This window comes from Methylomonas fluvii, assembly GCF_014850975.1.
Classification (GTDB): domain Bacteria; phylum Pseudomonadota; class Gammaproteobacteria; order Methylococcales; family Methylomonadaceae; genus Methylomonas; species Methylomonas fluvii.
Genome location: NZ_JACXST010000002.1, coordinates 423,383 through 441,667, shown reverse-complemented (window position 1 = coordinate 441,667; position 18,285 = coordinate 423,383). Strand labels below are relative to the sequence as shown.

The following is an 18,285-nucleotide window of genomic DNA, read 5'->3' as shown; positions in this document are numbered from 1 at the left end:
ACAAACTTGTGTTACCGGTTGTCGGATTTGCTAAGGTTATGAAATTAAAGATTAGTTGATGCTTAGCAGCTAAGCATAAGCGTTGTTCCTGTAAGTACCTGATTGAAAAGCACCCCGGCGCAAAGATTTGGGTTCGTGGGCCAATAAGGGCGGTTTTTGTTCCCAAACCGATTTCACTGGCTACTCGGATTAGTGCCCCTTTGTCCGGCTTGGTAAAACACCCTTTGAAACAATTGGCTAGTCTTTGGAAATCAGGATGGCTTACCATGGGCCGATTTTCGATGTTTGTTCCAATTCCAGCAGGTTTTTATACCGGGGCGGTTAGAAAAATGGCAATTTGGCGGATGATCTCAACCCTAAAGTTTACCTTTCTGGCAGCTGTTTTTCTGGTTTCCGGGTGTGCCAATCATGCCGATTTGGCGGAGGCTCCCGGCGAAAGCCTGGTTGTCCAATCCGTGCCGGATTTGAATTATCAGGCAACGCGTGATTACTATCACGAGCTGATCTCCGGCGCGATACCCAGCATCGCCGAATTGACCCTGTTTACCAATCAATTGCCCAAGGGCGGCGATCTTCACCACCATTATTCGGGTGCGCTGTATGCCGAGACTTATCTGGATTGGGTGGATAAAAGCCGTTTTTGTATTTGCTTGGACAATGCCTGCCAAGGCGGCACCAAAGCGGAGCCGGATTCGGTGGCTAAATACGAGGTGGTCAAGCATTGGAAGTCAGGCACGTGTGTCAGCGCGGGCGAACTGCGGACCCAAAAAAAATATTCGGCTTTCTACCGCGATCTGCTGAAGCGCTGGTCGGATAAAGATTTTGCCAACCACTTTCACGAACAATCCCCGCCGGACCAACAGTTTTTCGACACATTCGGTTTCTTTGGTTCGGTGTCGGACTATTCCTATCAAGCAGGTTTGCAGGCGCTTAAGGAACGGGCTATAGCCGAAAACGTGTTGTATTTGGAAACCATGCTGAAAAGCGCGCCGGCCATCGATAACCCGGCGCTGGCAAAGACACTCAATGCCCTAAACGCCGACAGCACCGATCTGGAAATGGAAGCGGCCTTTCAGGCTTATTTCGATTTTCTGGCAAGCGACCCGGCAGCCAAGGCCGCCGTCGAGGAGTATGCCGTCTCCCATGCACAAGCGGCCGCCGGTATCAACGATGGCAACTTTACGCTGCGCTTTCAGACCTATGTCTCGCGCAACAGTGCTCCGGCCAAGGTGTTTTCCGGTTTGTATGCCGCTTTCGCCGCCACCAAGCATTCGGCTTTAATTGTTGGCGTTAATTTGGTGGGACCGGAAAACGGCTATATCGCGATGCGCGACTATAGCTTGCATATGAAAATGCTACGTTTTTTGCGGCAGCACTTTCCCGAAACCAAGCTGTCCCTGCATGCCGGTGAGTTGGTGTTGGGTATGGTGCCGCCGGAAGGCTTGAAGAGCCATATCAACGAAGCGCTAAACATTGCTGGCGCGCGGCGCATCGGCCACGCGGTGGACATTGTGCATGAAGCCGATGCCTACCCATTGTTGGAACAGATGAAAACCGGCGACGTGGCGGTCGAGATCAATCTGACCAGCAATGCGTTTATTTTGGGGGTGGAATACGAGGCTCATCCCTTGCTGTTATATCGGCGCTATCACGTGCCTTATGTGATTTCCACCGATGACGCCGGGGTGTCGCGCAACAATTTAAGCAACGAATATCTGTTGTTTACCAGTCGTTACAAACCTTCTTACGAGGAATTGAAGGCCGTGGTTTACAACAGTATCGATTACGCTTTTTTGCATGACCAGGAAAAGGCGGAGGCGCTACGGGAATTGGATAAACGTTTTGCCGCTTTCGAAGCACGAATAGCCAAACAGCTTGAACTTGAAGAATAGCCCTGAGCCGCGCAACGGGGGGAAGGTCCTGGGAGTTGCTCAAGATTTCAATGAAAATCCCTGGATTTAGTTTCCAAATCGCCTATCCAACTGCTCCAATCCTCCAGCTTGCCGGCCACCAGATGCAGTACACCGTCTTCCTGCTGAATGGTGCCGGTCACCGATAACAGGCGAGCTTTCAGCAAGGGTTTACGTTGAGCGAGGGCAGTGGCGGGCCAGACTACCAGATTGACCTGTCCGGTTTCGTCTTCCAGGGTGACAAAAGTCACGCCGGCGGCGGTCATCGGCCGTTGCCGGCAGATCACCAGACCGGCGACTTGAGCGATGCTGCCGTTACGGCGTTGCCATAAAGAGGCGGCAGTGGTGACGCCGCGGCGGCGCAAGCGCTCGCGCAGCAGACCCAGCGGGTGTTCGCGCAGGCTGAGCCGGGTGCTGGCGTAATCGGCCAATACCTCCTGGCCCGGCTTGGGCGCTTTTAGTAGCGGCGTGGCTTCGGCAATCTCCGCTACGCCAAATACCGGCGTGGCGATTTCCACACCGCCAGCGGCCCAAAAGGCCCGATGCCGGTTACCGGCCAGGGTTTTTAACGCATCGGCCGCCGCTAGGTGTTCCAAATCTTGCCGATCCAGACCGGCGCGCGCGGCCAGATCGGTGACACTGGTAAACGGTTTAGCGCTGCGGGGTTGGACAATCTTGCTTGCTGCGATTGCCGATAAACCTTTGACCTGATTAAAACCCAAACGTAAGGCGGGCGCGGCGTATGCGGGAAATTCCAGTGAGCACTCTACCTGGCTGGTTTGCACATCTACCGGCCTGACCTCCACACCATGCCGCCGCGCATCCTGCACCAGTTGCGACGGCCCGTAAAAGCCCATCGGCTGGCTGTTCAGCAAGGCGCAGCAAAACGCCGCCGGATGATGGCGTTTCAACCAGGCCGACACATAAGCCAGCAAGGCGAAGCTGGCGGAATGCGATTCCGGAAAGCCGTAATCGCCAAAGCCCTTGATCTGTTGAAATATCCGCTGGGCGAATTCAGCGCTGTAACCGCGTGCCCGCATGCCGTCCAGCAATTTGCGCTCGAAAGGTTCCAGACCGCCTTTACGCTTCCAGGCCGCCATCGCTCGCCGTAGTTGATCGGCTTCGTCGGCAGTGAAACCGGCGGCGACCATCGCTAGTTGCATGACTTGCTCCTGAAAAATAGGGATGCCCAGCGTGCGTTCTAAAACGGCTTTAACTTCCGGGCTAGGGTACTCCACGGGCTCCAAGCCTTTGCGCCGGGCCAGGTAAGGATGCACCATTTCGCCCTGAATCGGCCCCGGACGGACGATGGCGATTTCGATGACCAGATCGTAATAATTGGCCGGCTTCAGGCGTGGCAACATGGTCATTTGTGCACGCGACTCGACTTGAAACACGCCGATGCTGTCGGCTTGTTGCAGCATCGCGTAAACCGCGGGGTCTTCGGCGGGAATGTCGGCCAGGGTCCAGGCCCGGCCGGTATATTGGCCGAGATATTCCAGCGCTTTACGTATCGCGCTGAGCATGCCCAATGCCAGTACGTCCACCTTCAACAGGCCCATCGCTTCCAGATCGTCCTTTTCCCATTGGATCACGGTGCGATCGGCCATCGCGGCATTTTCCACTGGCACTAATCGGGATAAATCATCGCGGGCGATCACGAAGCCGCCGACGTGTTGCGAGAGATGGCGCGGAAAGCCTTTGATTTGCTGAACCAGTAAGGCCAGACGTTGCACGATGGGGCTGTCCGGATCGAAACCGCATGCTTTTAAAGATTCCGGCATCAATTGATAGCCGTCCCATCTATCCACGCTATCGGCCAGGCGTTCTACTTGTGCCGGGTTCAGTCCCAAGGCTTTACCGACGTCGCGCACCGCGCTGCGGGTGCGGTAGGTAATCACCGTGGCAGCCAGCGCGGCGCGATGCCGGCCGTATTTTTGGTAGATATATTGAATCACTTGCTCGCGGCGTTCGTGTTCAAAATCGACATCAATGTCCGGCGGTTCGTTACGCTCGCGAGACAAGAAGCGTTCGAACAACAGATTCATCCGGCCCGGATCGACTTCTGTGATGCCTAAACAAAAGCACACCGCCGAATTGGCCGCCGAACCACGGCCTTGGCAGAGGATGCCTTGTGCGCGGGCATATCTGACGATGTCGTGTACGGTCAGGAAATACGGCTCGTAAGCCAGCTCGGCAATCAGCGCTAACTCGTGCTCGATTTGTTCACGAACTTTTGCCGGCTCGCCAAGCGGCCAGCGGTTTTGTATGCCGGTTTCGGTCAAATGCCGCAGCCAGGAAGTGGGCGTATACCCATCCGGCACCAGTTCTTGCGGATATTCGTAGCGCAATTCGTCCAGCGAAAATTGGCAGCGTTCGGCAATGATTAACGATTGTTGCAACCATGCCGCTGGATAAAGCTCGGCTAGCCGGGGCAGGGGGTGTAGATGCCGTTCACCGTTGGCGAACAAGGCGTAGCCCAGTTGCGATAAAGGCTGGCTTAGGCGAATCGCGGTGAGCGTGTCCTGTAAGGCGCGGCGCGAGCGATGGTGCATATGCACGTCGTTGCAGGCGACAATTGGAATATCGAGTTGCCGGGCTACGGCTGTCGCTTGTTGGCAATGGATTTCGTCGCGGCCGGATAGAAATAGGCCGATTCCCAGCCATAGATCGTTGGCAAACAGCTGTTGCAACCATCGGCCGTCATCTGTCTGGAATTGATCGTTGGCTAACCAGATGGCCAGACAGCCTTGCGGAAAGTGTTCGGTTAAATCGGATCGGGTTAGCCGATAGCGGCCTTTTTCGGCTTGGCGGCGGGCCAGGGTGATTAGCGCGGACAGGTTGCCGTAGCTACTTCTGTCGGTCGCCAGCAAGACCAGTTTCAGGCCGTCGTCCAAGACAAACTCGCTGCCGATGATGAGCTTGATATTGTGTTTCTTGGCTGCCAGATGCGCGCGTACCACGCCGGCCAGCGAGCATTCGTCGGTCAGCGCTAGCGCCTGGTAACCCAGCCGGGCGGCTTCCTCGACCAGTTCTTCCGGATGCGAGGCACCGCGCAGGAAGCTAAAGTTGGACAGGCAGTGTAATTCCGCAAAGCCGAGGTTTGGCGTGAGGGCCTCATCCGAACAGGCCATGTAGAAACCACTGGTGTCTGGCGTTTAAATCGCGATACACCCACAGCTTGCGACCGCGTTGATCTTGGGCGCTGTGATAGTCGCGGCGGATCGGCTGGTCGTCCCACCAGCCGGACTCGATGCGTTCCGCCGACGATAGCAGGCTAAGGCCGTTTAGCCGCACCGGTTCGGGATTAGCCAGCAGCCACAAAGGCCGTGGCGCTAAATCGGGATTGGCGGTCAGCCAGTTTGGCTGGTCGATCATGGCACGTTCCGGGCGGTGGTCGGCTTGCGTACCGGGAAATTTCAAGGCTTTATGGCCCAGTCTGGCCTGTAACTGATCCAAAACGGCTTGCCATTCGGCGTTACTGTCCGGCTTCTCGTGGTCGTGGAATAGGCTGAAGCGTTCCGGCTGAAACGGCACTATGGCTGCGCTGAGAAGGCCGATAGCCAGCACCGGGGCCGGCAACGGCGAGCGTTCCAGTTTTTCGGACAGCAAACCGCACCAGTGTTTGGGATCGCGGTTACCGGCGCGAAAATCCAATGCCAAACACGTGGCCGGGCGGCCGTGATGCTGCAGTTCCAGCGTGATGCCTAATGTAGTGGCATCGCGGGTTTTTAGAAACGCGGCAAATTCGCCGGCCAGTTGTTCGATGGCCGGGAAAAAATGTTCGATGCGTTCCAGCTCGATAGGCATTTCTCGACTGGCCTGGAAGCACGGCGGACTATGGAATGCCTGTAATATTTGAGTCTGCTGGCCGGCGAGTCTGTCCAGTTGTTGCAATAACCCGGCACCATAGCGCTTGGCTAAACCGTCGCGCGGCAGTCGCCACAGATCGGTGAGTTGGCGAATGCCGGTGCGCAATAGCCGATGTAAGAGTCTATCGTCCAACGCCAGAGCGGCGATGGGCAGCGGGCCCAGTGCCGAGCACAAGGCCTGGGGGGCGGTGATGGTGGTTTCCAGGCTGAGTCTTGCCAGCAAGTTGCTGGCGGTGGGGGTCGGGCTAATGGCAATGAGTGGACGATGCCTGGTGGTTTGCCATGCCGTTCTTAGCTTATCTTGTAAGCGCTCTATACCGCCGAACAGGGTTAGACAGGAGCGAATTTCCAGCAGCAGGCAGTCCGGCTGATCCAAACTGACCCAGGGGCTGAAATCCAGGGCAATTTCGGCGAGTTGTTGTAATACCTGGCGTTCGGCGAATGGGTCGCGGTTATGAATGCTCACGCCGGGACACAGGGCTAAAGCGGCGGCGGGTGTCATGCCTGACTCGACGCCGGCTTGCCGGGCCGGCGCCGAGACCGTATGCAGGCGAGTCTGGCCTTTGTACGGCATCGCACTGGCGACGGCCTGACCTAAATCCAGATGTAGTGCGGTCAAAGTCAAGTCAGGAAAATACGCGCATAGCCAAAGTTGCTTATCGGCTGCGTTGGGTTTGACGCCAAGTGCGGCCGGCTTCTGCGGCGTTGGCGATAATGCTCTGGCAGTGGCGGCCATGCCGGTCTTATAGTGCCAAGGTTAAGGAGGCGCGTTGCAAGCTGCCGCGCGCCTTTAAAATGTGCAAGGCCAGACCGGTTTTTGCGGGTCTGACTTCCAGGCGCAATGCCGTGTAACCGCTGCCGCTGCGCTGTTTTGGAAATAGCACTGCCAGCGCCGAGCCGGCTTCTGCGGCCAGTTGTAAGCGGCGGATTTGATGGTCGCTGAGCCGGCGAGGCCAGGCCAAGGCCATACCGCAGCGGCCGCTGCGCAGCAGTTTTTCCAGACTCCAGGGAATGTCCGCTTCTTGCCGGCAATCCGCTACCAGAACATAGCTTGCATCAATGCCTGCCTGTAATAAGGCGGGTGCATAGACTTGCTGCGGCGGCGCGATCCAGGCTATCCAGCGCTTGCTTTGAGACAGGGAGGCCATAGCCGGCAGCAACAGGCTTAGTTCGCCGATGCCCAAGGGCGATAGAATTTCCAGTACACCGCCCAGCGGCCAGCCGCCACCGGGCAGCAAGGCATCCAACTCCGCAAAACCGCTGGCAATTGTTCGCCAGTTTTGATTTTGCGAATGCAATCCGCGCCAAATCCCGGTCTGGGCGCGTAACAGCTGATCCAGGGAAGTTGCATTCATAGCCCGCTGCGAATCACGCCGACCACCACGCCTTCGATTACCAATTGCTCGCGCTGTAAATCGACTTCAATGATGGCGAAATCCGGATTAGCCGGTTCCAGAAAAGCTTTGACACCTTCCAGGCGTAGCCGTTTTACCGTAGCCTCATCGTGAATTCGCGCCACGACGATCTGGCCGTTGCGGGCTTCCGGCGTGCGTTGCACGGCTAATAAGTCGCCGTCCAAAATGCCTGCATCGCGCATGCTCATGCCTTGCACTCGCAGCAGATAATCGGCGCGGTGATCGAACAACTCCGGTCCCAGCCGGCAATAACCCTCGATATGTTCTTCGGCCAGAATCGGCTGACCCGCCGCCACTCGGCCAACCAGGGGCAGGCCTTGCTCGGGACTGGGTGTCGCTTTCAGCAAGCGGATGCCGCGCGAAGCGGCAGGCACCAGTTCGATCGCGCCCTTGCGCGCCAGAGCCTGCAAATGGCCGCGAATACTATTGGTGGAGCGCACACCAAAGGCAGCGGCGATTTCGGCGATGGTCGGCGGAAAGCCATCCTGTAATAGGCTACGCTCGATAAAGGTCAGGATGTCTTGTTGGCGGTCGGTGAGTGGTTTCATGCTGTCTTTATGGTTACTGCTTTTATAAGCAGTATAGTGCGCTTGATGGGATTAGCGCAACTATCCGGCAGCTATAAAAACTGCCGCTTGCACGCTAGCGGCTTTGAGCGGTTAGGCGGGTTTTATGTGTTCAAACTTAGGCTGGGCAAGCGATTGCCCGGAGCAAACACTTGCCAGACGCGCAGGTAAAGAGGAGTTATGGCAAGGGCTGTTAATTACTAGCGGGCGGAACGGTTAAACAAGATAAAGCTTCAGCAAGCTGGTGCATGCAAGCTTCAATCCGGTTCCAGCACCCGAAACAGCATTTCCTTCACGGTTTGCGGGTCGAAGGGTTTGTCGCAAATCGCCGAGACGCCGGCTTTATGGACATTGCTGAGGCGGGTTTCGTTTTCTTCGCTGGTGACCATCAAGATCGGCACGATGGAATTGCCCAAATCCTGGCGTATGGTTTTGATCAATTGCTGACCGTCCATCACCGGCATATTGTAGTCGGTGACGATCAGCTCGAACGCGTTCTGATCCCGGCTGAATATGTCCACGCCTTCCTTACCGTCATGGGCTTGGGTGATTTTGACGATACCCATATTGTTCAACACCCGGCTGATATGCTTGCGGGCCAGCGGACTGTCGTCAACCACCAATACCCGCACATTTTCGATGTCGTAATGTTCCAGGCTGATTTCTTGCGGATCGATGAACTCGATGGTCGCCCGTAAGGCGTTTTTTAAATCGTCATGCGCAAACGGCTTGGGCAAAATAGCCACTACGCCGGCTTGGCGGATGGTGTCGAGTACCGCGAAACTCGATTCGCTGGAAATCAGCATGAAGGGGACATGACTCAGGGCTTCGTCACCGCGCAGATGCTCGACCAGTTCGGTAGCCATCATATCCGGCAGATATAGGCTGCTGATAATCAAATCCGGGCGGTGATTATGCAAGCTTTCCAGCGCCGCCGCGGCATTGGACACCCCTTCGATTTTGGCAATGCCTTCGTCGCGTAAATGCTGCATGATGACTTTTAATTGCGTGGTCGAAGGTTCAATCAGCAAAATCGATAAGTCGGCAATATCTATGGCGTGCATAAGCGTGTGGCCTGGTTAATGTTGATCGAAGTTGCATCCTGCAGGCGCCGGCTGGAAAAAAAATCCCCAAGGGTAGCCGGCGAGATTAAAATTGCGCGTTGGTTTGCCGGTAAACCGGCAACATTTCACGCTTCAGGATAGACCTAAACCACCATGATTCAAGAAACCCTCGTCACCACCGTCAATCTGCAAGGCGATACGCACATCGCGCCGATGGGGGTGCATGTTGAACAAGATCAATACATTATCTTGCCGTTTCGGCCCTCGACCACACTGGATAATCTGCTGGCAACCGAAACCGCCGTCATCAATTATTGCGACGATGTGCGGATTTTTGCCGGTTGCCTGACCGGCCGTCGAGATTGGCCCTTATTGCCGGCCCAGCAAATCGCGGGGTATTATTTGGCCGACACTTTGGCGCATACCGAACTGAAATTGGTTCGAATCGAAAACGACGACACTCGGCCGAAATTGTTTTGCCGGGCCGTGCATAAGGTCAACCACAAACCATTTCAAGGCTTTAATCGGGCGCAATATTCAGTGCTGGAAGCGGCGATTTTGATCAGCCGGCTGGATAGATTGCCCTGGGAGAAAATTCAAGCCGAGCTGGATTATTTGCGCATCGGCCTGGATAAAACCGCCGGTGAGCGGGAGCGTCAGGCTTGGGATTGGTTGATGGCGGCAATTGAACAACATCGCCGGGGAGCGCAAGTATGACCGCGATGCTGGCAAGCGTGAATAGTTTGGCGGAAGCGCTGTTGGTCGAAGCCGCCGCCGTCGATATTATCGATTTAAAACAACCGGCTCGCGGTGCTTTGGGTGCTTTGGATGTAGCCGAGGTTGCCGAGATTGTCCGCCAGTTGCAACCGGGTAGCTGCGTTAGTGCCACTATCGGCGATTTACCGATGCAGCCGGAATTGGTCCTGCCGGCCGTGCAAGCCATGGCGGCTACCGGGGTGAATTACGTGAAAATCGGGTTTTTTCCCGGCGGCGACTGGCAGGCCTGCCTTGATGGTTTACAGGCGATTGCCACGCGGGGCGTGGCCCTGGTGGCGGTATTGTTTGCCGATACGCGCCCGGATTTTGCGATGATTGATGCTTTAGCCCAGGCCGGTTTTCGCGGCGTGATGCTGGATACCGCCAATAAACAACTCGGTTCATTGACGCGGTTGATGACGCTGGACGAATTGCAACTTTTTGTCGATACAGTCGCTAGCCTGGGGTTGCTGAGTGGCTTGGCCGGTTCCTTGCGCGTCGACGATGTCCCGGGTTTAGTGCAGTTAGGTCCGGATTATTTGGGCTTTCGCGGAGCCTTATGCCGGGAGCATTCCCGCACCGCGCAACTGGACGTTGGGCAAATCGACAAACTTAGGCAACATTGGCGAGCTTTAGCGTATTGAATGAGCCCGCTGATGAATTTACAGTACCCATAGCAGCATCGACAAAACATAACAATAACACTAGCCGCCAACAGACTTAAGTCTACATAATGTTGGCAGACCGGCAAACAGCAAGGGAACACTGTGGAGCAATATAGCGAACAAAACCAGGCCAGGCCTCTGCTTTGGACGGTGCTACTACTTTTACTTGCGCAGTTGCTTAGCTTGTATTTTCCGCTAGCAGACCACTTATGGCCGTTCGTCAGCCACACCTTGGGCGTGCATACCTTGATGGAAGGTTTTTCCATCGTGATTTCTGCATTGGTTTTCGCGGTGGGTTGGAGCGTTTATCAAAAGGAAAACTCCGCCGGATTCCTGATGCTGGCCTGCTGCTTCTTGGGGGTGGCGGTCCTCGATTTAATGCATACCCTGTCTTTCAGCGGCATGCCGGCTTTTATCACCGAGAGCGATCCGGAAAAAGCCATCGCTTTTTGGCTAATGGCCCGTGGGGTTGCAGCGATAGGTCTGGTGATGGGATGGTTGCTGCCAAACCGGCCAATAACACCGGTATCGCGTGCGTTGATGCTGAGCGGTGTGCTGGTCTATATTGTCCTCAGTTGCTGGCTGGTGTTTTTCCATCAAGATTGGTTGCCGCGCACCTTTAATGCAGTTGATGGTTTAACGCCTTTTAAAAAATCCTGCGAATATGTATTGGCCGGCGTCTATGCTGCCAGCGCCATCGCCTATTTACTCCAAACCCGCCGTCAACATACCTACGATCCCGCCGGTTTGGCTGCGGCTGCTGCGATCATGGCCATGAGCGAGTTGTTCGCGACCTTTTATGCCAGCGTCACCGATTTGTATATTTTGCTCGGGCATGCCTATAAGTTGATCGCCTATGGGTTGATTTACCGTTCGGTTTTCCTCAACAGCATCCAACTGCCTTACCAGCGGCTCTATCAAGCGCATCAGGCGCTGTCCGTTAGTGAGGCCAAATTTCACGCCATTATCGAAGAGTCGCCGATTGCCTATGCTTTGCATGATAGCCAAGGCAATATTAATTATTTGAACTCGGCTTTCGTGAAAACCTTCGGTTATGCGCTAAGCGATATTCCGACTTTGGCGGAATGGTGGTGGCATGCCCATCCCGACGCTGAATATCGGCAGCAGGTCATCGCTAATTGGCATACTTATCAGCGTGTTCCCCAGTCCGCTACCGAGTCCAGCCAAACCGCGGAATTGAAAGTCTGTTGCAAGGATGGCAGGTGCCGGATGGTGTTGGTCGACATCGTCTTATTAGGCGATAGCTTGGCAGGCAATCAATTGCTGATTTTGCGCGATATTTCCGAACGCTTGGAAGCGATGCACAAACTGGCCGATTCGGTAAACATGCTGCAAACCGTCATCAACACCATCCCCAGCCGCGTATTCTGGAAAGACCTGAATTACCGTTATCTGGGCGCCAACTTAGCCTTCAGTAAAGATGCCGGGCTAGAGAGCCCCGCCGAATTGATCGGTAAATCCGATGAGCAATTGGTTTGGCGAGATCTAGCGCACTTATATCGAGCAGACGATAAGCAGGTACTCGAGAGTAATACAGCAAAATTGAATTACGAAGAAACGCTAATGGGTCCGGCAGGTAAAACCATGCATTTGAGAACCTCAAGAGTGCCCTTACGTAATTTGCAGCAACAGACCATTGGCGTGTTGGGGGTGTACGAGGACATCACCGCGCGGAAAAGCGCCGAAGAGGAAATGCAACTGGCGGCCTTGGTGTATTTGAACAGTAGCGAAGCGATGATGGTTACCGATGCCACGGGTACTATCATCACAGTCAACCCGGCATTTACTACGGTAACCGGTTATTTGGCGGACGAAGTGATAGGCCGGGCCTTTGTCGGTACCACCGCAGAGCCGCATGATCAGGCTTTCTATAAAACCGTCTTGCGGGTGATCAATACCCACGGACAGTGGGCAGGCGAAATCAGCGGCCGCCGTAAGAACGGCGAGGATTGCATCCAGTGGGTCACCATCAACTCCATTCTGAATGAGAGCGGCGGTGTGCACAGGCGGGTGGCCTTGATCGCGGATATTACCGAACGCAAAAAATCCGAGGAATTGATTTGGCGGCAAGCCAATTTCGATCCGCTGACCGGTTTGCCGAATCGCAATATGTTTTTAGACCGGCTCAATCAGGAAATCAAAAAGGCTTTTCGGCATGGTCGGCATGTGGCATTGATGTTTCTGGACTTGGACCGCTTCAAGGACGTCAATGACAGCATGGGCCACTTCATGGGTGACATCTTGTTGAAGGAAGCGGCGCGGCGCATCAGCGGCTGCGTGCGCGATTGCGACAGCATCGCCAGGTTGGGCGGCGATGAATTCACCGTGATTCTCGGCGAATTGGATCAAGTGGATGGCGTCAACCGGATCGCCCGGAATATCTTGCAGGGCTTGGCGGAACCGTTTCGTTTGGGCAATGAGACCGCCTATATCTCAGGGAGTATAGGGATTGCCCTGTATCCGGACGATGCGTTGGACACCGATTCCTTATTAAAAAATGCCGATCAGGCGATGTACGCCGCCAAAAATCAGGGCCGCGACCGCTACCAATATTTCACTGCCTTGATGCAGCAGAACGCCCAACTGCGCATGCGGCTAGCCAACGATTTGCACGGCGCGCTGGCCCGTCAGCAGTTTTTACTGCATTACCAACCCATCATCGAATTTGCCAGCGGCACCATCGCCAAAGCCGAAGCCCTGCTGCGTTGGCTGCATCCGACGCTGGGCATGGTCAGCCCGGCCGAATTTATACCCGTCGCCGAAGATACCGGGGTTATCGTTGATATTGGAGATTGGGTTTTTGACACTGCCGCGCGCCAGGCTAAGCAGTGGCGGCAAACCTATCATCCGGATTTCCAGATCAGCGTCAACAAATCGCCGGTGCAGTTCCGCCGGCAAGCCATGGAAGCCAATCAATGGCTTGCCTTATTGCAAGAGCTGGATTTGCCGGGCCAGAGCGTGATCGTCGAAATAACCGAAGGCTTGATATTGGATGCCAGCAACAGTACGCGCGAGCAACTGTCGGCGTTTCGCGATGGCGGGATGCAGGTGGCTTTGGACGATTTCGGCACCGGGTATTCGTCCCTGGCGTATTTGAAGAAATTCGACATCGATTACATCAAGATAGACCAGGCGTTTGTCCGGAGTCTGGTGGCCGGCTCCAGCGATATGGCCTTATGCGAAGCCATCGTCGTGATGGCGCACAAATTGGGCATTAAGGTCGTCGCCGAAGGCATAGAGACCCAGGAACAATACGATCTATTAAACCGAATGGGCTGTGATTACGGACAAGGCTATTTAATTTCCAAACCGGTCCCGGCCGACCAATTCGAACAGTTGCTCGATAAGGCCTTTGCCCAAGCGCCGTCCGGCGATGAGCGATATTAGTCACAATACTGGAATTAATACCCGGCCTTTAACTATCGTAGCCCCGCTCTTGAGGGAATCACCCACCCGGAAAATTTAAGGGCCTTGGTTGATCGGCATGCTTTAGCCGCGTGGCAGCGTCGCCAGCCTGATAAAATGCGCGTCATGAATACAACCTTGATGCAAATGACCGTGCTGATGCTGTGCGGTGCCGGTTGGCGAGTATTAACCCCTAACCGTTTGACGGCGGACCAGACCCGGTTGGTATTGACCAGTGTGGTGTACTATTTTTTTATGCCGGTTATGGTGCTGGAGGTGCTGTGGCGGGCCGATATTGGTTGGCAATCGCTACAGTACTCCGCGTTGGGTTTTATCAGCATCTTGTTGTCGATTTTGGCGACTTGGCTGCTTGCTAAGCTGTTTAGATTTAAAAACCCGCAAACCGGGGCGGTGATTTTGGCGGCGGCTTTTCCAAACGTCACCTATCTGGGCTTGCCGGTGTTGGAGCAGATTTTCGGCGACTGGACCCGGTCTTTGGTCATCCAAATTGATTTGTTTGCCGAAGCGCCCCTAGTGTATACCCTGGGCATCATGCTGGCCCGCCATTACGGCGCTAGCGGCGAACCCAAACCAAAATCGGTGTTGGCATTTTTCAATGCGCCGCCGTTCTGGGCCGCGTTTGTCGCGGTCGTGTTAAACCTCAATCAGGTGCCGATCCCGTTCTGGGTGGCCGGCTTACTGCAAAAATGTTCTGGAGCGGTCGCACCGTTGATGATTTTTTCGTTAGGTCTGGCGCTTAGCTGGCGGGATATACGCCTGCCCAACTTACCGTTCATCGCCCCTACTGCATTAGTTAAACTAGGGTTGATGCCGCTGATTGCCTTGTGGCTGGCAAACCTGCTCAATTTGACTGGTCAGCCCAGGGCGGCGGCCGTGATGGATATAGCCATGCCGAGTATGGTGATGGGCATCGTCCTGTGCGACCGCTATAAACTGGATAGCGGCTTATATGCAATGGCCGTGACGGTGACGACGGCTTTGAGTTTAGTGAGCTTACCGCTCTGGTATCGGGTGTTATGAAACAGATTGCCGAAATATTCTCGCAAGGCGAGGAAATTGTCTGCGGGCAAACCGTGGACAGCAACGCCGCCTGGCTCTCCCAGCAATTGGTTGAGTTGGGCTTTACGCTGAAACGCCACACCGCCGTGGGCGATGACGTGGACGATTTGGTGGCATTGTTCACGGAAATCGCCGAGCGCGCCGATTGCTGTATTTGCACTGGCGGTTTAGGGCCGACTATCGACGACTTAACCGCCGAAGCAGTTAGTATCGCCAGCGGTCAGCCTTTACGATTCGACGATCAGGCCTTTGCCGACATTCAACAGTATTACGCCCGCCGCAATCGCGTCATGCCGCCTGCAAATCGCAAGCAAGCCATGCTGCCGCAGTCGGCAATACGTATCGACAACGCTTACGGCACCGCGCCGGGTTTTGCTTTGCGATTCAAACGCTGCTGGTTCGTGTGTTTGCCGGGTGTGCCGTCGGAAATGAAGAATATGTTTACCTCGCTAGTCAGGCCGCAATTGTTGCAGGGTTTTGAGCTGCAGCCGGCGTGTTTGGTTAGCTTGCGCAGCATAGGCATAGGCGAATCGGCGATTCAGCAATGCTTGGCGGATTTTGATGTGCCCGCGGGTGTGCAACTGGGGTTTCGTGCAGCGCCCGATGAGGTGCAGACCAAACTATTGTTTGCCAGCAGTTTTCCCGAGCAAGAAAAACGTGATTGCGTGGCCGCCGTGGCTGACAGAATCGGCGATTACGTGTTTGCCAACGATGGCCTGGACGAAGCGCAGGGCGATCTGCTGGACGTCGTGAGCAAAGCCATGAGCCGGAAATCCTATTCGCTAGCCTTGCTGGAAACCGCCAGTCAGGGCCAGTTAGCCGCCAAATGCTTGGGGTGCGACTGGCTGAGGCGCGTTGAAATCAATCTGGATTGGGGACGCAACACCGGCGCAGGCGAAGTCGGAGGCGGTGATTTACTGCCCATCGCCAAAATTTGGGCTGAACAACTGAAAGCCCGCGAGCAAACCGATTTTGCCTTAATCCAGCTTTTTAGCGGCAGCGCCGAAGATTACCGGGATAAAGATAAAGCCATAGTCCTTTACAATGCCCTAGCCACGCCCAGCGGCGTGGTCTCGACCCAGCTTAGTGCCTATGGCGCCCTTAAAACCAAACAAAACCAGGCGGCTTTATTCGCGCTGGACTTACTCAGACGTTACCTACAAAACAAATGCCTTTAATCCGTTTAACCAATGTTTCCATCGCCTTCGGCACCCACGCGCTGCTCGATAACGCCGCCTTTCAACTCGACGCTGGCGAGCGGGTCGGCCTGCTGGGCCGCAATGGCGAGGGCAAATCCACATTAATGAAAATCATCGCCGGCGATATTCATGCCGATCATGGCGAAATTTGGAAACAGCCGGAACTGCGCCTGGCTTGGCTGGAGCAATCGCCCAATCTGGACGAAAACGACACGATCTACGAAGCCGTCGCTGGTGGACTTGGCGAATTGGGCCGGGTAATCGCCCGTTACCATGAATTGTTGAGCCATATGGACGGCAGCGAGCAATCCCTGCAAGCCTTGGGCGATGTGCAACATAAGCTGGAAGCCGACAATGGCTGGGAATTTCAAACCCGGGTCGAAGCGGTATTGAGCAAACTGCAATTGCCGGCAGACGTGCTGGTCGGCAGCCTGTCCGGCGGCTGGAAGCGCCGAGTCGCACTAGCGCGCGCTTTGGTGATCGAGCCGGAAGTGTTGTTGCTGGACGAGCCGACCAACCATTTGGATTTCGAAAGCATCGCCTGGTTGGAAGAACAAATTCTGGCCTTCCAGGGCGCGGTGATGTTTGTCACCCATGACCGGGCATTTTTACAAAAACTGGCGACGCGGATTATCGATCTGGATCGCGGCCAATTGACTTCCTGGGCCGGTAATTATCAGGATTACCTAGCGCGCAAGGCGGCGGCTTTGGAAGACGAAGCCAATCAAAACGCCGAGTTCGACAAAAAACTGGCCAAGGAAGAAGTCTGGATCCGGCAAGGCGTCAAGGCCAGGCGGACCCGTAACGAAGGACGAGTCAGAGCCTTAAAAAAATTGCGCGCCGAGCGCTCGGAACGCCGCAATACCCAAGGCACCGCCAAACTCAGTTTGAATAAAGGCGAAGCCTCCGGCAAAAAAGTCGTCGAAGCCATCGATGTCAATTTTCAATATCAGGACAAACCCATCATCAAGGACTTTTCGCTACGCATCGAACGCGGCGACAAGATCGGTTTAATCGGCAACAACGGCGCCGGCAAATCCACCTTGTTGAAGTTGTTGCTCGGCCAATTGCAACCGACCACCGGCAGCATCGAGCTGGGCACCAATCTGCAAATCGCCTATTTCGACCAATTGCGCGAACAGCTCGACCCGGAAATCTCGGTGGCCGACAGCGTACTGGACGGCGGCGAGTTTGTCGATACGCCGGATGGCAAGCGCCATGTGATGTCGTATCTGGCCGACTTTTTATTCGCGCCGGCCCGGGCCCGCTCGCCGGTGAAAAGCCTGTCCGGCGGCGAGAAAAATCGCCTGCTGCTGGCGCGCTTGTTCACCAAAACTGCCAACCTGATCGTGATGGACGAACCGACCAATGACCTGGATTTGGAAACCCTGGAAATTTTGGAAGAAAAACTGGTTGATTACCAAGGCACGCTGTTATTAGTCAGCCATGACCGGGCGTTTCTGGATAACGTCGTCACCAGCGTACTGGTGTTTGAAGGCGAGGGCAGGGTGGAAGAATACATCGGCGGTTACGCCGACTGGTTTGCCCTGATGGAGCAGAATAAAAAAGCCGAAGCGGTAAAAATTGCTGAGCAAGCGGTTAAAAAGGAAAAGCCCAAAACCAGCCCGGCCAAAAAGCTGAGCTTTAAAGAGCAGCGGGAATTGGAACAACTGCCGGCGCTGATCGAACAACTGGAAACATTGCAAACCCAGCTGACTGCGGAAATGAACGAGGCCAATTTTTATAAGCAAAGTCCGGAGGCGGTGGCCGCCAAGCTGGCGCAATTGCAGACCGCCGAGGCCGATCTAAGCCAGGCCTATCAGCGTTGGGATGAATTGGAAGCCCTGCAGGGTTGAGCGGGTTGCTGCTTAGAGCAACAGTTCAATATTCAGCAGCGCCACCAGCGTATTGGGGTGGCCTTGTAAAAATTTGATAATCTCCATGCGAGCAACGTCTGCGGGAATGTTTCGGGCTTGCATGGCCTGCAACATCTTCTCAAAAGCCAGACGCTGCTGCAGGCCGTTCTGGTTTTGGTCGCGCCGACAACCGAATTCATCCATCAGCGTAGAGCCGCAGCGGCAGTTTCTGAATACTTCCACTAGAATTAAGCCGTCGTCCTCGATGGCCGACCGTAACGATGAACGACCATGGGGCATGTCTTGGGTTTCGATAAAAAACTGCTCGGCCGAGATATACACGTAACCGCAACTGCGACAGGTTTTCGGAAACGTTGAATCCAGCAAGGCTTGTAAACCGTCGAAATCTTGAATATCCATACCAATAAACCTGAGTTTTGAAATAACCGACAGCGTAAATGCATTGTGCCATAATG

Annotated in this window: 13 protein-coding genes; 7 read left to right on the top strand and 6 right to left on the bottom strand. The window is 55.0% G+C overall.

Annotation, left to right across the window (positions count from 1 at the left end; genetic code table 11):
* Window positions 1-344 precede the first annotated feature (344 nt).
* Window positions 345-1,892 carry an amidohydrolase family protein gene (locus tag EBB_RS11485; RefSeq protein ID WP_192393995.1) on the top strand — a complete coding sequence of 516 codons (1,548 nt, stop codon included), beginning with the start codon at window positions 345-347 and terminating at the stop codon, window positions 1,890-1,892.
* Between the two features lie 47 nt (window positions 1,893-1,939).
* Here EBB_RS11485 and EBB_RS11480 read toward each other — a convergent pair whose 3' ends face one another.
* The 5 genes from EBB_RS11480 to EBB_RS11460 form a co-directional block, all read right to left on the bottom strand.
* On the bottom strand, window positions 1,940-5,044 hold the full coding sequence (locus tag EBB_RS11480; protein ID WP_192393994.1) for an error-prone DNA polymerase: 3,105 nt from the start codon (window positions 5,042-5,044) through the stop codon (window positions 1,940-1,942).
* Entirely contained in the window at window positions 5,028-6,518 is a 1,491-nt protein-coding gene (locus tag EBB_RS11475) for a Y-family DNA polymerase (RefSeq protein ID WP_192393993.1), read from the bottom strand. Before EBB_RS11475 ends, EBB_RS11480 begins: the two co-directional genes overlap by 17 nt.
* A gap of 7 nt (window positions 6,519-6,525) precedes the next feature.
* Entirely contained in the window at window positions 6,526-7,137 is a 612-nt protein-coding gene (gene imuA, locus EBB_RS11470) for a translesion DNA synthesis-associated protein ImuA (RefSeq protein ID WP_192393992.1), read from the bottom strand.
* A complete protein-coding gene (gene lexA, locus EBB_RS11465; protein WP_192393991.1) occupies window positions 7,134-7,745 on the bottom strand; it encodes a transcriptional repressor LexA in 612 nt (203 codons plus the stop codon). Before lexA ends, imuA begins: the two co-directional genes overlap by 4 nt.
* 275 nt (window positions 7,746-8,020) lie before the next feature.
* A complete protein-coding gene (locus EBB_RS11460; RefSeq protein ID WP_192393990.1) occupies window positions 8,021-8,827 on the bottom strand; it encodes a response regulator in 807 nt (268 codons plus the stop codon).
* Window positions 8,828-8,980: 153 nt separating this feature from the next.
* On the opposite strand from EBB_RS11460, the gene EBB_RS11455 reads away from it, so the two are divergent.
* The 6 genes from EBB_RS11455 (at window position 8,981) to EBB_RS11430 (ending at window position 17,809) form a co-directional block, all read left to right on the top strand.
* A complete protein-coding gene (locus EBB_RS11455) occupies window positions 8,981-9,544 on the top strand; it encodes a DUF447 domain-containing protein (protein WP_192393989.1) in 564 nt (187 codons plus the stop codon).
* The gene (locus tag EBB_RS11450) at window positions 9,541-10,227 is read left to right on the top strand and encodes a (5-formylfuran-3-yl)methyl phosphate synthase (protein WP_192393988.1); all 687 of its coding nucleotides are present in this window, start codon (window positions 9,541-9,543) and stop codon (window positions 10,225-10,227) included. Before EBB_RS11455 ends, EBB_RS11450 begins: the two co-directional genes overlap by 4 nt.
* A 123-nt stretch (window positions 10,228-10,350) precedes the next feature.
* Window positions 10,351-13,656, top strand: coding sequence for a bifunctional diguanylate cyclase/phosphodiesterase (locus tag EBB_RS11445; protein WP_192393987.1), 3,306 nt, complete (start codon window positions 10,351-10,353; stop codon window positions 13,654-13,656).
* 144 nt (window positions 13,657-13,800) lie between these two features.
* On the top strand, window positions 13,801-14,715 hold the full coding sequence (locus EBB_RS11440; protein WP_192393986.1) for an AEC family transporter: 915 nt from the start codon (window positions 13,801-13,803) through the stop codon (window positions 14,713-14,715).
* Window positions 14,712-15,932: a competence/damage-inducible protein A gene (locus tag EBB_RS11435; RefSeq protein WP_192393985.1), complete on the top strand. Its 1,221-nt coding sequence runs from the start codon at window positions 14,712-14,714 to the stop codon at window positions 15,930-15,932. Before EBB_RS11440 ends, EBB_RS11435 begins: the two co-directional genes overlap by 4 nt.
* Window positions 15,923-17,809 carry an ATP-binding cassette domain-containing protein gene (locus EBB_RS11430; RefSeq protein WP_192393984.1) on the top strand — a complete coding sequence of 629 codons (1,887 nt, stop codon included), beginning with the start codon at window positions 15,923-15,925 and terminating at the stop codon, window positions 17,807-17,809. The genes EBB_RS11435 and EBB_RS11430 overlap by 10 nt, the downstream gene beginning before the upstream one ends.
* A gap of 12 nt (window positions 17,810-17,821) precedes the next feature.
* On the opposite strand, the gene EBB_RS11425 is transcribed toward EBB_RS11430, so the two are convergent.
* Window positions 17,822-18,229: an oxidoreductase gene (locus tag EBB_RS11425; protein ID WP_192393983.1), complete on the bottom strand. Its 408-nt coding sequence runs from the start codon at window positions 18,227-18,229 to the stop codon at window positions 17,822-17,824.
* Window positions 18,230-18,285 lie beyond the last annotated feature (56 nt).

Coding starts and splice junctions, on each gene's coding strand:
- imuA (WP_192393992.1), bottom strand. CDS start 7,137: ATGAATGCAACTTCCCTGGATCAGCTGTTACGCGCCCAGACCGGGATT.
- EBB_RS11440 (WP_192393986.1), top strand. CDS start 13,801: ATGAATACAACCTTGATGCAAATGACCGTGCTGATGCTGTGCGGTGCC.
- EBB_RS11480 (WP_192393994.1), bottom strand. CDS start 5,044: ATGGCCTGTTCGGATGAGGCCCTCACGCCAAACCTCGGCTTTGCGGAA.
- EBB_RS11460 (WP_192393990.1), bottom strand. CDS start 8,827: ATGCACGCCATAGATATTGCCGACTTATCGATTTTGCTGATTGAACCT.
- EBB_RS11430 (WP_192393984.1), top strand. CDS start 15,923: ATGCCTTTAATCCGTTTAACCAATGTTTCCATCGCCTTCGGCACCCAC.
- EBB_RS11450 (WP_192393988.1), top strand. CDS start 9,541: ATGACCGCGATGCTGGCAAGCGTGAATAGTTTGGCGGAAGCGCTGTTG.
- EBB_RS11425 (WP_192393983.1), bottom strand. CDS start 18,229: ATGGATATTCAAGATTTCGACGGTTTACAAGCCTTGCTGGATTCAACG.
- EBB_RS11485 (WP_192393995.1), top strand. CDS start 345: ATGATCTCAACCCTAAAGTTTACCTTTCTGGCAGCTGTTTTTCTGGTT.
- EBB_RS11455 (WP_192393989.1), top strand. CDS start 8,981: ATGATTCAAGAAACCCTCGTCACCACCGTCAATCTGCAAGGCGATACG.
- EBB_RS11475 (WP_192393993.1), bottom strand. CDS start 6,518: ATGGCCGCCACTGCCAGAGCATTATCGCCAACGCCGCAGAAGCCGGCC.
- lexA (WP_192393991.1), bottom strand. CDS start 7,745: ATGAAACCACTCACCGACCGCCAACAAGACATCCTGACCTTTATCGAG.
- EBB_RS11435 (WP_192393985.1), top strand. CDS start 14,712: ATGAAACAGATTGCCGAAATATTCTCGCAAGGCGAGGAAATTGTCTGC.